Below are 13,698 nucleotides of genomic sequence, written 5' to 3' on the forward strand. Positions count from 1 at the left end.
TCGGCAGCCGAGGCGGGAGCCGACAGGCTCAGCGCAACCAAACCAACCGTACCCAGCAGAAACTTCTTCATCTCAGTTCTCCAGTTTAATCCGCTTCCTTTGGTCCCGAAGCGGTTTTGAATTTCCGGGGCGACCGCCCGATCATCTCAATTCCAAAAACGACCATAATCGATCCCGCAGAAAAGTCCGTCTCCGGAATGCAACACTCGGCTGCGAAGTGAATCGCCGGAAATTAGTGATTTGCTTACGGAAATAGGGAACTCGAATGGAACTTTCGGGCCTACGCGACTTGGCCGTGCCTGGATACCGCTACGACGACACAATCTTAGCGACATCAAGAACAAAACTGGAACGCTCGCGGCGGGAATGCTATATGTGGATAACCCTGCGGTCGCGGCGCGATCGAAGGGCGCACGGCGGCGGCGAGCGTATAGGGTCGGTTTCAAGGTGGTCCCAAGCATGGTCCTGAAGGCAGTCCCGGAATTCAGCCGGCAGCCTGCGGATCCGGACAATTCAGTACATTCCAGGAGTGGAGAGCGGCGATGGCGGGAAGCGTAAACAAGGTGATTCTGGTCGGAAATCTCGGCAAGGATCCGGAAATCCGGCGAACCCAGGACGGGCGGCCGATTGCCAATCTCAGCGTGGCGACCTCCGAAACCTGGCGCGACAAGGCCACTGGCGAGCGCAAGGAAAAGACCGAGTGGCACCGCGTGGTGATCTTCTCCGAGCCGCTCTGCAAGATCGTCGAGCAGTATCTCAAGAAGGGCGCCAAGGTTTACATCGAAGGCGCGCTGCAGACCCGCAAATGGACCGACCAGGCCGGGGTCGAGAAATACTCGACCGAAGTCGTGCTGCAGGGATTCAACTCGACGCTGACCATGCTCGATGGCCGCAGCGGCGGCGCCGGCGGCGGTGCCAGCTTCGGGCCGGATGAATCCGGAGGCGGCGATTTCGGCTCCGGCGGTCCCTCCAGCGCGGCGCCGCGCCGCGCGGTCGCGGCCGGCGGGCGCAACAGCGACATGGACGACGACATTCCGTTCTGATCGCGGCACCATTTGCAACACGATCGGCTTACACCATGGCCGGGCTCCAGCAGTCCCGGCCATGATGCGTTTTGGGACATTCTGCAAATAAACTTGACGGTGGAAAGATAGATGTAAATACTCATTACATCTAGCACGGACCCATGTCTTGCAGGTGTTTCAGATGTCGCTCGCTCCGCTGCTCGCCGCCGCTCCGGAAATCCAGCTGCACGCCTTCGCCGCATTGGCGGCTTTCGTGCTCGGCGGGGTTCAGCTTGCCGCGCCGAAGGGCACGCTGCCGCACCGGACGCTGGGATGGGTCTGGGTCGTGCTGATGCTGGTGATCAGCGCTTCGTCGTTCCTGATCCACGGCATCCGGTTGTGGGGGCCGTGGAGCCCGATCCACCTGATCTCGGTGTTCACGCCGATCATGCTGGTGGTGGCGGTGGTCGCAGCCCGCGCCCGCCGCGTGCGCGCCCACAAGATCACGATGATCTCGATCTATGCCGGCGCGCTGATCCTGGCGGGGCTGTTCACGCTGGTGCCCGGCCGGCTGATGCACCAGGTCCTGTTCGGATCCTGAAAAATTGCGAAAAGGTGGTGGGGGGAAGGCGGCTTTTTCACCCGCTTCCGGCGGTTGGATTCGCAGGCCCGGCGGGCTGCATCAACCCGCCCTTAAGTCCATGAAAAAACGAAGGGAAAAACCACTGGCGCGCGGCACTTTGGGATGGTTAGAAAGGCTTCGATACGCTATATGATTCTGAGCCAAAACTGACCGGATTTCCCCTTTGTCTGAACCTGAAGATGAGAAGCCCGGCGAACCGCCGGCGCCTTCGGATATTCGCCCCGTATCCATCCTCGACGAGATGAAACGTTCTTACCTCGATTACGCCATGAGCGTGATCGTGGCGCGGGCGCTGCCGGATGCGCGCGACGGCTTGAAGCCGGTGCATCGCCGGATTCTGTTCGCGATGTCCGAGAACGGGTTCGAATACAACAAGCCGTACCGCAAGTCGGCGCGCACCGTCGGCGACGTGATCGGCAAATACCATCCGCATGGCGACCAGTCGGTCTATGACGCGATGGTCCGCATGGCGCAGGAATTCTCCATGCGCGTGCCGCTGATCGACGGCCAGGGCAATTTCGGTTCGGTCGACGGCGATATGGCCGCCGCGATGCGCTACACCGAGTCGCGCCTGACCAAGATCGCGCAACTGCTGCTCGACGATCTCGACAAGGACACCGTCGATTACCAGGACAACTATGACGGCGCGTTCCGCGAACCGCGGGTGCTGCCGGCCAAATTCCCGAACCTGCTGGTCAACGGCTCCGGCGGCATCGCCGTGGGCATGGCCACCAACATTCCGCCGCACAATCTCGGCGAAGTGATCGACGCCTGCGTCGCACTGATCGACGATCCCGCGCTGTCGATCGACGATCTCAACACTATCATTCCGGGACCGGACTTTCCGACCGGCGGCATCATTCTCGGACGTCAGGGCATCCGCTCGGCCTATCATCTCGGCCGCGGCTCGGTCGTGATGCGCGGCAAGGTGAGGTTCGAGCCCTACGGCAAGGACCGCGAAGCCATCGTCATCACGGAAATTCCCTACCAGGTGAACAAGGCCACCATGGTGGCCCGTATCAGCGAACTGCATCGCGAGAAGAAGATCGAGGGTATTTCCGATCTGCGCGACGAATCCGACCGCGACGGTATTCGCGTCGTGGTCGAGCTGAAGCGCGACGCGGTGCCCGAAGTGGTGCTGAACCAGCTCTACCGGTTCACGCCGCTGCAGACCAATTTCGGCTGCAATATGGTGGCGCTCGACGCCGGCCGCCCGCTGCTGATGAACCTCAAGGACCTGTTGACGATCTTCGTCGCGTTCCGCGAACAGGTGGTGACGAGGCGCACCAAATTCCTGCTCAACAAGGCGCGCGACCGCGCCCACATCCTGGTCGGTCTCGCGATCGCGGTGGCGAACATCGACGAGATCATTCACGTCATCCGTACCTCGCCCAATCCCGCCGCCGCACGCGATACCCTGATGTCGCGCGACTGGGCGGCCAAGGACGTGGCGGCGATGATCACCCTGATCGACGATCCCCGTCATCGGCTCGCCGAGGACGGCACCGCACGGCTGTCGTTCGAACAGGCCCAGGCCATTCTCGATTTGCGTCTGGCGCGCCTGACCGCGCTCGGCCGTGACGAGATCGGCGAAGAACTCGACAGGCTCGCGGTGGAAATCGCCGACTACCTGGAAATCCTGCGTTCGCGCGCCCGGGTCCAGACCATCATCAAGGATGAACTCGCCGCGGTGAAGTCGGAATTCGCCACGCCGCGCAAGACCGAAATCATCGAACATGAGGATGAGGTCGAGGACGAGGACCTGATCCAGCGCGAGGACATGGTGGTCACCGTATCGCATGCCGGTTACGTCAAGCGCGTGCCGCTGTCGGCCTACCGGGCGCAGCGCCGCGGCGGCAAGGGCCGTTCCGGCATGCAGACCCGCGACGAGGACTTTGTCAGCCGGCTGTTCGTCGCCTCGACGCATACGCCGGTGCTGTTCTTCTCGTCGCGCGGCCAGGTCTACAAGGAGAAGGTCTGGCGGCTGCCGGTGGCGGCGCCGAACGGTCGCGGCAAGGCCCTGATCAACATCCTGCCGCTGGAGCAGGGCGAACGCATCACCACCATCATGCCGCTGCCCGAGGACGAATCCTCCTGGGCCAATCTCGACGTGATGTTCGCCACCACCGGCGGCAATGTCCGCCGCAACAAGCTGTCGGATTTCGTCGACGTCAGGCGTTCCGGCATCATCGCCATGAAGCTCGACGAGGACGAGGCGATCGTCGACGTGCAGATCTGTACCGAGCATGACGATGTGCTGCTGACCGCCGCCGGCGGCCAGTGCATCCGCTTCCCCGTCACCGACGTCCGGGTATTTTCCGGCCGCACCTCGATGGGCGTTCGCGGCATCGCATTGCCCGAGGCCGACAGGCTGATTTCGCTGTCGATCCTGCGGCATGTCGAGGCGGCGTCGGACGAGCGAACGGCCTATCTGAAGATGCGCCGCGCCGTGGCGGGCGAAGCCGCCGCCGAAGACGGCGCTGAAACCGCGGAAACCGAAGCCGAAGAGACCTCCGGGGCCATACAGCTCAGTTCCGAGCGCTATATCGAGATGTCGGCGCAGGAGCAGGTCGTGCTCACGGTGTCGGTCAACGGCTACGGCAAGCGCACCTCGTCGTTCGAATACCGCACCACGGGACGCGGCGGCAAAGGCATCGTCGCGATGTCGGTCAACAACCGCAACGGCAAGCTGGTGGCGTCGTTCCCGGTCGAGGATAGCGACCAGATCATGCTGGTCACCGACAAGGGTCAGTTGATCCGCTGTCCGGTCGAGGGCATCCGGGTCGCCGGCCGCTCGACCCAGGGCGTGATCGTGTTCGACACCGCCGAGGACGAGCATGTGGTGTCGGTCGAGCACATCGGTGAGGACACCGAGAATGGCAATGGAAGCGCGAATAGCGAATAGCATTCGCCGTTCCGCCGCCGTTGCCCAACAGGCAGATGAGGACTGTCGTTTGCGAATTGAGTATCTCGCGGATCACGTTTCCCATCTGCCGCGATTGGCCGAATGGCATTTCGCCGAGTTTGGCTATTTGAATCCGTCCAACTCGTTCGAGCGCTATGTCGAGCGATTGACGGCTGCGCTGCAGAAGTCCGACTTGCCGACCGCCTTCATCGCGCTTGACGATGATTCATTGCTGGGATCCGCCTCGCTGGTGCGCCAGACCATCACCCATCCGCAGCTGTCGCCATGGCTGTCGAGCGTCTATGTCGATCTGCCGCATCGGGGCAGGGGAGTTGCCTCGGCATTGGTCGGAAGGGTCGAACGTGCGGCCGCCGAGATGGGCTTCGACCGGATCCATTTGTTCACGCCGAGCAGCGAGAAACTGTACGCCGGCCTGGGGTGGGAGCTGATGGAGTATTCGCATCACCACCAACTGAAAATTGCAATCATGTCCAAGGCGCTGGCGAGATAGGGCCGCGCGTTGGCGACGCACAGGCATCTTTCGCCGGCCGTTCCAACGGCGTCGAGGGCTCGATTGGATCGCGGGGATGTCGCTTGGGGTGAGATCGCCAGGACCGCCTCCTGACAAATACGCGCTTCCGTCATTCCGCTGCCTGCGTACGGTGTGCGCCGGCGGCTGCAATCTGCTCCTGCCCCCGTTCCGCTGCAACTGCCGTATTCGGTGCGCGGGGCAATCCAACTCCTTTGATCAAAGCGTAGACCGCCGGAATCACGACCAGCGTCAGGATCGTCGAGGAGATCATGCCACCGATCATCGGAACCGCGATGCGTTGCATGACCTCAGAACCGGCGCCGGTGCTCCAGAGGATCGGAATGAGGCCGGCCATGATGGCGATCACCGTCATCATTTTCGGCCGCACCCGTTCGACCGCGCCGAGCATGATGGCCTGGTTCAGGTCTGCGCGCGTGAACGGCCTGCCTTCCGCTTGCCGTTTGGCGTGAATCTCCTTCATCGCCTGATCGAGATAGAGCAGCATGATGACGCCGGTCTCCGTCGCGACACCTGCCAAGGCGATGAAACCGACAGCCACGGCAACGGACACGTTGAACCCGAGCCACCACATCAGCCACAGTCCGCCGACGAGAGCGAACGGTAGCGACAGCATCACGATCAGCGTCTCGGTCAGCCGCCGAAAATTCAGATACAGCAGCAAGAAGATGATCAGCAGCGTCACCGGCACCACGATCTTCAGTCGCGCCGTGGCGCGCTCGAGATATTCGAATTGCCCGCTCCAGACGACGTAGTTTCCCGGTGGAAATTGCACGCTGGCGGCAACGGCCGCCTTGGCGTCGGTCACGTAGCCACCCAGATCACGGTCGCGGATATCCACGAAAATGTAGACCGCGAGTTGCCCGTTCTCGGTCCGGATCGTCGTCGGGCCGCGCGTCAGCGTGATGGCGGCGATCTCGCCCAGCGGGACTGTCCCGCCGCCCGGCATGGCCACCAGGACGTCGCGCGCGATCGATTGCGGGTCGCTGCGCAGATCGCGCGGGTAGCGCAGATTGACACCATAACGCTCACGGCCCTCTACGGTCGTCGTGATTGTCTCGCCGCCAAGGGCGGACGAAACCGTGTCCTGCACATCGCTGATCATGAGGCCGTAGCGCGCCAGCGCCTCGCGATCAGGTACGACGTCAAGATAGTAGCCGCCGATCACCCGCTCGGCATAGGCGCTCGATGTGCCTGGAACGGCCTTTACGACGGTTTCGATCTGCCGTGCCAGCTTCTCCATTTCGACGAGGTCCTTACCGAGTACCTTGATGCCGACCGGGGTACGGATGCCGGTCGCGAGCATGTCGGTGCGGGCCTTGATCGGCATGGTCCAGGCGTTGGAGACGCCGGGAAATTGCAACGCCCCGTCCAGCTCGGCGATCAGACCGTCGAGCGTCAGGCCCGGCCGCCACTGTTGCTTCGGTTTGAGATTGACGACGGTCTCGAACATCTCGGTGGGAGCCGGATCGGTCGCGGTCTCGGCCCGCCCAGCCTTGCCATAGACCGACTCAACTTCGGGAAACGCCTTGATGACCTTGTTCTGGGTCTGCAAGATCTCGGCCGCCTTGGTTACCGAGAGGCCAGGCAACGTCGTCGGCATGTACATCAGCGTGCCTTCGTTGAGGCTTGGCATGAACTCGGTCCCGAGCTGCCTGGCCGGCCAGACACTGACCGTCAAGACGACAAGCGCGAGAACGATCGTCAGTGTCTTGGCTTTCAACACCCGCTGGATCAGGGGCCGGTAGACCCAGATCAGGAACCGATTGATCGGGTTTTTGTGTTCCGGGATGATCTTCCCGCGAATGAACAACACCATGAGAGCCGGGACCAGAGTGATCGACAGGATCGCTGCGGCGGCCATCGCGAACGTCTTGGTAAAGGCGAGCGGGCTGAATAAACGGCCCTCCTGCGATTCCATGGTGAAGATCGGCAGGAACGACACCGTGATGATCAGCAAGCTGAAAAACAATGCCGGGCCGACCTCGCTCGCCGCTTCAATCAAAACTTCGAGCCGCGGCTTGTCGGGCGGAGCGCGTTCGAGATGCTTGTGCGCGTTCTCGATCATGACGATGGCTCCGTCGATCATGGCGCCGATTGCAATCGCTATTCCCCCAAGACTCATGATGTTCGAGCCGATACCCAGCAATTTCATGGCGGCGAACGCCATCAGAATTCCGACCGGCAACATGACGATCGCGACGAGGGCGCTGCGCACATGCAGCAGGAACACGATACAGACGAGCGCCACGACGATGCTCTCCTCCGTGAGCGTCCGCTTCAGCGTCTCGATCGCGTCGTGAATCAAGTTCGACCGATCATAGACCGGAATGATCTCGACGCCTTTCGGCAGGGCCGATGCCATGTCGGCAAGCCGCGCCTTCACATTATCGATCACGTCAAGCGCGTTTTGGCCGAATCGCTGCAGTGCGATGCCGCTTGCAACCTCGCCCTCGCCGTTGAGCTCGGTGATGCCTCGTCGCTCGTCCGGTCCCAGCTCGATCCGCGCCACATCCTTCAGCAGAACAGGCGTTCCCTTGTCGACCTTCAGCACAACGTTTGAAAGATCGGATAGGCTTTTGACATAGCCACGTCCGCGCACGATGAACTCGAATTCCGACAGCTCGACGGTTCGTCCGCCGACGTCCATGTTGCTGCCGCGCACCGCATCGCGTACTTTAGCAAGCGGAATGTTCAGCGACCGCAGCCGGTTCGGATCGACGACGATGTTGTATTGCTTGACGAAGCCGCCGACGCTTGCCACTTCGGCGACGCCCTCGGCCTTGGCAATGCCGTAGCGGATGGTCCAATCCTGCAGGGATCGCAGGTCAGCCAGCGATTTGTCCTTGGACTGCAGCGCATACTGATAGACCCATCCGACACCGGTCGCATCCGGCCCCAGGGTAGGCGTTACGCCGTTCGGCAGCTTGCGCACAGCTGCATTGAGATACTCGAGTACTCGCGAGCGCGCCCAATAGATATCGGTGCCGTCCTCGAAAATGATGTAGACGAACGATGCGCCAAAGAAGGAAAATCCTCGTACCACCTTGGATTTTGGAACGCTGAGCATGGCCGTCGTCAGCGGATAGGTCACCTGATCCTCGATGACCTGCGGTGCCTGACCCTTGTAGTCGGTATAGACAATGACCTGGGTATCGGAGAGATCGGGAATCGCGTCCAGCGCCGAGTTTTTCAGTGCATAGCCCCCGGCGGCCGCAGCGAAGACCGCACCGATCAGGACCAGCATCAGGTTGCGGGCGGACCAGTCGATGAGCCGGGCGATCATTGCGGTTTCTCGCCGGTATCCAGACCTCTGAGCGCGGCTTTGAGGTTGCTTTCGGCGTCGATCAGGAAGTTCGCGGAGACGACCACCCTGTCGTTTTCAGCGAGGCCTTCCCGGATCTCGACGCGACCGTCGCCTCGCCGCCCAAGCTTCACTGCACGCGGTTCAAAACGTCCTTCGCCCTTGTCGAGAAGCACAATCTGCCGTTCCCCGCTGTCGATGACCGCGCTGGCAGACACGGTTACAACAGGAGCTTCCGTCCCAGTGGTGATTTCCACCTCGGCATACATGTCCGGCCGCAGCAACTGGTCCGGATTTGGCAATTCAATTCTGATCCGCGCGGTCCGTGTTTCTGCCATCAAGCGCGGGTAGATTACCGCGACCTTCCCGGCGAAGGGGCGATCCGGATAAGCGCGCGGACGCACGGTGACTTTCTGGCCAACCGCAAGCAGCGCAATATCACGCTCGGCAACGTCGGCCATAGCCCAGACCACCCCATGATCGACAATCCGAAACAGGACATCGCCAGGCGCGGCCCGCATGCCATTAACGGCCGCGCGCTCGATGATTTCTCCGTCCTGCGGCGCGGGCCAGGTCATGTAGACCGGAATTTCACGCGTACGCTCCATATCGGCAATGAACGCATCCGGCGCGCCGAGGTTTTCAAGGCGCCGGCGCGCGCCCTTCAGCGCCTGATTGGTGATGCCCGCGTCGGGTCGCGCATTGAGCGCTGACAGATACTCCGCAGCTGCGCTCGACAGGTTGGGACCGTAGATCCGCATCAGCGGCTGCCCCTTATGCACGCGCGCGCCGGTGGTGACGTTCCCGACCGTGTCGATGAAGCCTTCGAAGCGCAGCGAAACGACGGACACCCGTCGCTCGTCCTGCTGCACCGTCCCGGGAGCGCGTACCATGGTGTTCAAGGTGCGACGCTCCGCGACCTCGGTTTGTACACCCGCCTTCTGCAGCTTGCCCGCGCTGACTTTGACCGAGGAATCGTCGTCCTGTTCGCCCTCATATACGGGGAGATAATCCATCCCCATCGAATCCTTTTTCGGAGTAGGCGATGTGTCGGGAAGACCCATCGGATTGCGATAAAACCGAATGCGGCCGCGCTCGCGGCCCTTCGTGGTCATTACTTCTGGAGCCTTCTCCTCGAAACTCACGTCTTCGCTGGCGCGGACGGCTAAATATTCCTTTCCAGAGAGCGTTTTCTTGGGTGTCGGAGAATAGTCCGGCAGGCCTTCCGGATCGCGATAGTAGATGACGGGTCCTGTCGCCACTGACTGAGCGGGGGGATCTGCCTTTATCGTTGCGGGGAGCACGGCGGCAAGCCATCCGGGAAGCGGAATGCTTGACCGCCCGACGGCCAATCCGACCATCCCGGCCGCCAGAATCGCGGACACAATGAATACAGCGCCAACTGGCCGTCTCATAACGAACCTCCCGCCAGACGATCCATCTCGGGGTGCTTCGCTTGGAACTCGACTTTGAATCTCAACGCCTCATTCAGGCGCTTCGCATTTGCGATGACGCTTTCCATCGTCGTCCCGGGGAGTGGCTGGCTATCAGCCGCTGCCGGAGACAACCCCAGCACCGCTGCGGTTGCTCTAGCAGCGACCGGGGTGATCCTGACCGCGCGGATCACGGCGTCGCCTTTAAGAGGAGCTTGTTTTCCAGCGTACCGGTCTCGCCCTGCACCTTTGCGCCAAGCGATAGCTGCCAGCCTCCGGCCATGCTCAAGGTGGCTTTGAACTTGTAAACACCGGGTTCGGTACTCGGCATGGACGCCATCTTGGTCGCCATCTCCTGCATGCCGTCAGGAGCCATATCCAGACGCGTCGCGAAAATGACCGCATCTGGCACGGGCTTGCCGTCTGGCTTATGGACGAGGCGGACCGAAATGACCGCGTCGCCCTTCCTGACGGTCTGATCGACCAGTCGGAATTCGTAGTCTTTGATGTCGGCGTACGCGTGCGTGGCCGACCCGATGATGGCAACGTCGATCAGCGCTGCCTGGAGGCAGCACGCCCAGATACAGTTCTTCATATGGCAATCCTCGATGTCCTGATGTGCCGCGAACGACGGCATGCGTTTTCCGCACGGCCCTGAAATCGCGCGGAAGCAGACGGCGTGATGACGCCGCTCAGGTCAGGATTCGAGGAGGATGGTCCGGAGGGGCGCCCATCAGGCCCTCGGCCACAAAGTCGACCAGAGCGAAGGCCAACGGGCGGGCCTGGAAGGAAATCTGGAGGCTGTTGGTCGGCGACGGTTCCGCCTGGGCGATGGTCAGCATGCACATCGCGACGAGCGGGCAATCCGGACAGCCATTGCTCTTTTGTCCGTCCGGGCAGCACGGCATATCCCCGGACATCGCGGCCATGTCGCTCATCTCGCCTGCAGGCAGCCGCTTTGCGGTTGCCGTTGTGATCAGCGGCGCAGCAGCCAGCCCAACGATTACAAAGACCGCGAGCAGGCGACCGATGTGTAGGCGAAGGTTCATGACCCAACATCACACATGCCGCAAACCTTGGAAAGGACCATCGGTTCACATAGTCGCTACAATTTCCGGTACATTCGAATGATAGCCGCTTCGCTCGTGGCATCACCCCATTATGCCGCCGGCTTCCCGTTGGCTGCCCCGTACCCCGGAATCGATGAGGTCCCCGGGGGGCATCCCGGGGACCTCGAACCAGAGCAACCTGGCAGCTGAATTCGTTATGGGGTGCGGTCGGCGGTGACCAGGCGGGCTTCCCGGATCATGGTCTTCTTGCCGGCGATGCGCAGGCAGGCGGCTTCGAAGTTCGGCCAGGCCTGCTGCGAGCAGTTGGGGCCGATTTGCTTGATGTCCAGGCGGTCGCCCTTGGCGAGGGCTACCGGCACGCTGGCTTCGACCTGCGGAGCAAAGCCGGGAAGAACGGTCAGCGCGCCTGCGATGAGCGCGGCGATGGCGATGGCTGAAAAAGTCTTGATCATGACGGTCCCCTGTCACTGGGCCTTTTCGGCCCGCCGTTTCGTTGGTTAATGGATAGCCAGAGCCGGTTTCCGGATGTCTTCGCCATCAGCCAAAATGGTTTCTTCCCGCGGGAGTTTTGTTTCGTCGCCGCCGGGGCGATGAAACATTGCCTGCCTGCTCAGAAGACGCGGTGACCCCCGAACGGGTTCATTGGCTGACGGAATATAAAAACCCGCGATTTGGGCCGGCGGGCTGGAACCAACCCCGGCTTGCGGGGTTGGCCGGGGCGGGGTAGAGGGTTTTATGCCCCGTATCGCGCTGTATCCCGGCTCATTCGACCCCGTCACCAATGGACATCTGGATGTGGTCCGGCACGCCGTCGGGCTGTGCGACCGTCTGATCGTCGCCATCGGGGTCCATCCCGGCAAAAAACCGCTGTTTTCGACCGAGGAGCGGCTGGAAATGGTCGAGCGGGTGTTCGCCCCGGTCGCCGCCGCCGCCCAATGCGCGTTCGATTGCACCACCTATGACGGTCTGACCGTCACCGCGGCCGAGAAGGCCGGGGCCACTATCATGATTCGGGGCCTGCGCGACGGCACCGACCTCGATTACGAGATGCAGATATCGGGCATGAACGAAACCATGGCGCCCGGGGTGCACACCGTGTTCCTGCCGGCGTCGGTGGCGGTCCGCCCGATCACCGCCACACTGGTGCGGCAGATCGCTGCCATGGGCGGCGATGTCTCGGCGTTCGTCCCGCCGGAGGTTGCAGCCTCCCTCAAGACCAAATTCGCCACCTGAGCTTTATCTCTGATCCGGAGTTATCATGATCCGAATTCTTGGCTTAATTCTTGGCCTGCTCGCCGCGCCGATCGGCGTGGCCCCCGCGATCGCGCAACCGCTGCCCGCGGGCCTCGACAAGGCGAATGCGATTGTCATCGACACCACCAAGGGCCGTATCGTGTTCAAGCTGCGCACCGACATTGCGCCCCAGCATGCCGAGCGGATCAAGACGCTGGCGCGCGAGGGCTACTACAACAACGTGCCGTTCCACCGGGTGATGGACGGATTCATGGCGCAGACCGGCGACGGCCAGAATTTCAACGGCACCGGCGGCTCGAAATATCCGAACCTGAAGCAGGAGTTTTCCAAGGTGCCGTTCACTCGCGGCGTGGTCGGCATGGCGCGGCGCGGCGACAGCGTCGATACCGCCAACTCGCAGTTCTTCTTCATGTTCGCCGAGGGCTCCAGTCTCAACGGCCAGTACACCGTGATCGGCGAAGTGGTGTCCGGAATGGACGTGGTCGACAAGCTCAAGAAGGCGCCGCCGGGATCGTCGGGCGGGGCGGTGACCGACCCCGACAAGATGGTGAAGGTGCAAGTCGCATCCGACATCAAGTAGGCGATGGCGCCGCATCGCAAACCGGTTCTCTGGTTTGCCGCGGCGCTGCTGCTGCCCTTGTGGACCGGATCGGCGCACGGCCAGCCGGCCCGGCTCGACAGCATCAGGGACGTTTTCGCCAAACTGCATTCCTGCTGGAAACCGCCGCCGCGCTCGCGCGCCAGCCCGATCGACATCACCGTGGTTGTCAGCTTCAACCGCGAGGGCGCAATTACAGGACGTCCGAGAATCACCCATGAATCGGAACACGCCAGCGACAATGACCGTTTGATCTACCGCGTGGCCGTGATGGAGGCGTTGCAACGCTGCACGCCATTGCCATTTACCGAAGCACTGGGCGGCGCCATCGCCGGCCGGCCGCTCGCCATCCCCTTCAGAACCAGCAAGAGAATCCCACCCAAACCCAGAGAGCACCGAGCATGGCTGACACCGAAAATACTCTGATCCTCGAAACCACCCAGGGCCCCGTCAAGATCGAGATGCGTCCCGACCTCGCTCCCGGCCACGTCGCCCGGATCCAGCAACTGGTGCGTGAAGGCTTTTACGACGGCATCGTGTTCCACCGCGTGATCGAGGGCTTCATGGCGCAGACCGGATGCCCGCAGGGTACCGGCACCGGCGGTTCCGGCAAGAAGCTGAAGGCGGAATTCAACAAGGAGCCGCATGTCCGCGGCACCACCTCGATGGCGCGCGCCGCGAGCCCGGATTCCGGCGACAGCCAGTTCTTTATCTGCTTCGACGACGCCTCGTTCCTCAACAACCAGTACACGGTGTGGGGCAAGGTGAGCGAGGGCATGGACAACGTCGACAAGATCAAGCGCGGCGAGCCGGTGCAGAACCCGGACAAGATCGTCAAGGCCCGCATGGCGCTGGACGCGGAGTAGGCCGGTCTTCACCCTCCCCTGGAGGGGGAGGGTCGGCTCGCATTGAGCGCAGCGAGATACGAGCCGGGGTG

The 13,698-nt window shown here is 62.2% G+C and carries 13 protein-coding genes; 8 read left to right on the top strand and 5 right to left on the bottom strand.

The window, feature by feature from the left end; genetic code table 11:
• The first annotated feature begins 542 nt into the window (after window positions 1-542).
• The 4 genes from Q8N40_RS13895 to Q8N40_RS13910 all read left to right on the top strand — a co-directional run bounded on the left by Q8N40_RS13895 (window position 543) and on the right by Q8N40_RS13910 (window position 5,063).
• Complete coding sequence (locus tag Q8N40_RS13895; RefSeq protein ID WP_305319606.1) at window positions 543-1,043, top strand: single-stranded DNA-binding protein; 501 nt, start codon at window positions 543-545, stop codon at window positions 1,041-1,043.
• Between the two features lie 163 nt (window positions 1,044-1,206).
• On the top strand, window positions 1,207-1,605 hold the full coding sequence (locus tag Q8N40_RS13900) for a DUF2306 domain-containing protein (protein ID WP_305319607.1): 399 nt from the start codon (window positions 1,207-1,209) through the stop codon (window positions 1,603-1,605).
• A 205-nt stretch (window positions 1,606-1,810) separates the two neighbouring features.
• Window positions 1,811-4,552 carry a DNA gyrase subunit A gene (gene gyrA, locus Q8N40_RS13905; RefSeq protein ID WP_305712225.1) on the top strand — a complete coding sequence of 914 codons (2,742 nt, stop codon included), beginning with the start codon at window positions 1,811-1,813 and terminating at the stop codon, window positions 4,550-4,552.
• 49 nt (window positions 4,553-4,601) lie between these two features.
• Window positions 4,602-5,063, top strand: coding sequence for a GNAT family N-acetyltransferase (locus tag Q8N40_RS13910; RefSeq protein ID WP_305319609.1), 462 nt, complete (start codon window positions 4,602-4,604; stop codon window positions 5,061-5,063).
• Between the two features lie 130 nt (window positions 5,064-5,193).
• Here Q8N40_RS13910 and Q8N40_RS13915 read toward each other — a convergent pair whose 3' ends face one another.
• The 5 genes from Q8N40_RS13915 to Q8N40_RS13935 form a co-directional block, all read right to left on the bottom strand.
• Window positions 5,194-8,388, bottom strand: a complete 3,195-nt coding sequence (locus Q8N40_RS13915; RefSeq protein WP_305319610.1) for an efflux RND transporter permease subunit — start codon at window positions 8,386-8,388, stop codon at window positions 5,194-5,196.
• On the bottom strand, window positions 8,385-9,821 hold the full coding sequence (locus Q8N40_RS13920; protein WP_305712226.1) for an efflux RND transporter periplasmic adaptor subunit: 1,437 nt from the start codon (window positions 9,819-9,821) through the stop codon (window positions 8,385-8,387). The genes Q8N40_RS13915 and Q8N40_RS13920 overlap by 4 nt, the downstream gene beginning before the upstream one ends.
• A gap of 208 nt (window positions 9,822-10,029) precedes the next feature.
• The gene (locus Q8N40_RS13925; RefSeq protein WP_305712231.1) at window positions 10,030-10,434 is read right to left on the bottom strand and encodes a FixH family protein; all 405 of its coding nucleotides are present in this window, start codon (window positions 10,432-10,434) and stop codon (window positions 10,030-10,032) included.
• Window positions 10,435-10,531: 97 nt separating this feature from the next.
• Window positions 10,532-10,777, bottom strand: a complete 246-nt coding sequence (locus Q8N40_RS13930) for a hypothetical protein (RefSeq protein WP_305712227.1) — start codon at window positions 10,775-10,777, stop codon at window positions 10,532-10,534.
• Between the two features lie 326 nt (window positions 10,778-11,103).
• A complete protein-coding gene (locus Q8N40_RS13935) occupies window positions 11,104-11,361 on the bottom strand; it encodes a hypothetical protein (protein WP_304870017.1) in 258 nt (85 codons plus the stop codon).
• Window positions 11,362-11,644: 283 nt separating this feature from the next.
• Between Q8N40_RS13935 and coaD the strand changes: the two genes are divergently transcribed.
• The 4 genes from coaD to Q8N40_RS13955 are packed head-to-tail and all read left to right on the top strand — an operon-like array spanning window position 11,645 to window position 13,627.
• Complete coding sequence (gene coaD, locus Q8N40_RS13940; RefSeq protein ID WP_305712228.1) at window positions 11,645-12,142, top strand: pantetheine-phosphate adenylyltransferase; 498 nt, start codon at window positions 11,645-11,647, stop codon at window positions 12,140-12,142.
• Window positions 12,143-12,167: 25 nt separating this feature from the next.
• Window positions 12,168-12,743, top strand: coding sequence for a peptidylprolyl isomerase (locus tag Q8N40_RS13945; RefSeq protein WP_305319614.1), 576 nt, complete (start codon window positions 12,168-12,170; stop codon window positions 12,741-12,743).
• A 3-nt stretch (window positions 12,744-12,746) separates the two neighbouring features.
• Window positions 12,747-13,187, top strand: a complete 441-nt coding sequence (locus tag Q8N40_RS13950; protein ID WP_305712229.1) for a hypothetical protein — start codon at window positions 12,747-12,749, stop codon at window positions 13,185-13,187.
• On the top strand, window positions 13,163-13,627 hold the full coding sequence (locus tag Q8N40_RS13955) for a peptidylprolyl isomerase (RefSeq protein ID WP_305712230.1): 465 nt from the start codon (window positions 13,163-13,165) through the stop codon (window positions 13,625-13,627). Before Q8N40_RS13950 ends, Q8N40_RS13955 begins: the two co-directional genes overlap by 25 nt.
• Window positions 13,628-13,698 lie beyond the last annotated feature (71 nt).

It is taken from the genome of Bradyrhizobium sp. (assembly GCF_030693485.1).
Lineage (GTDB): Bacteria > Pseudomonadota > Alphaproteobacteria > Rhizobiales > Xanthobacteraceae > Bradyrhizobium.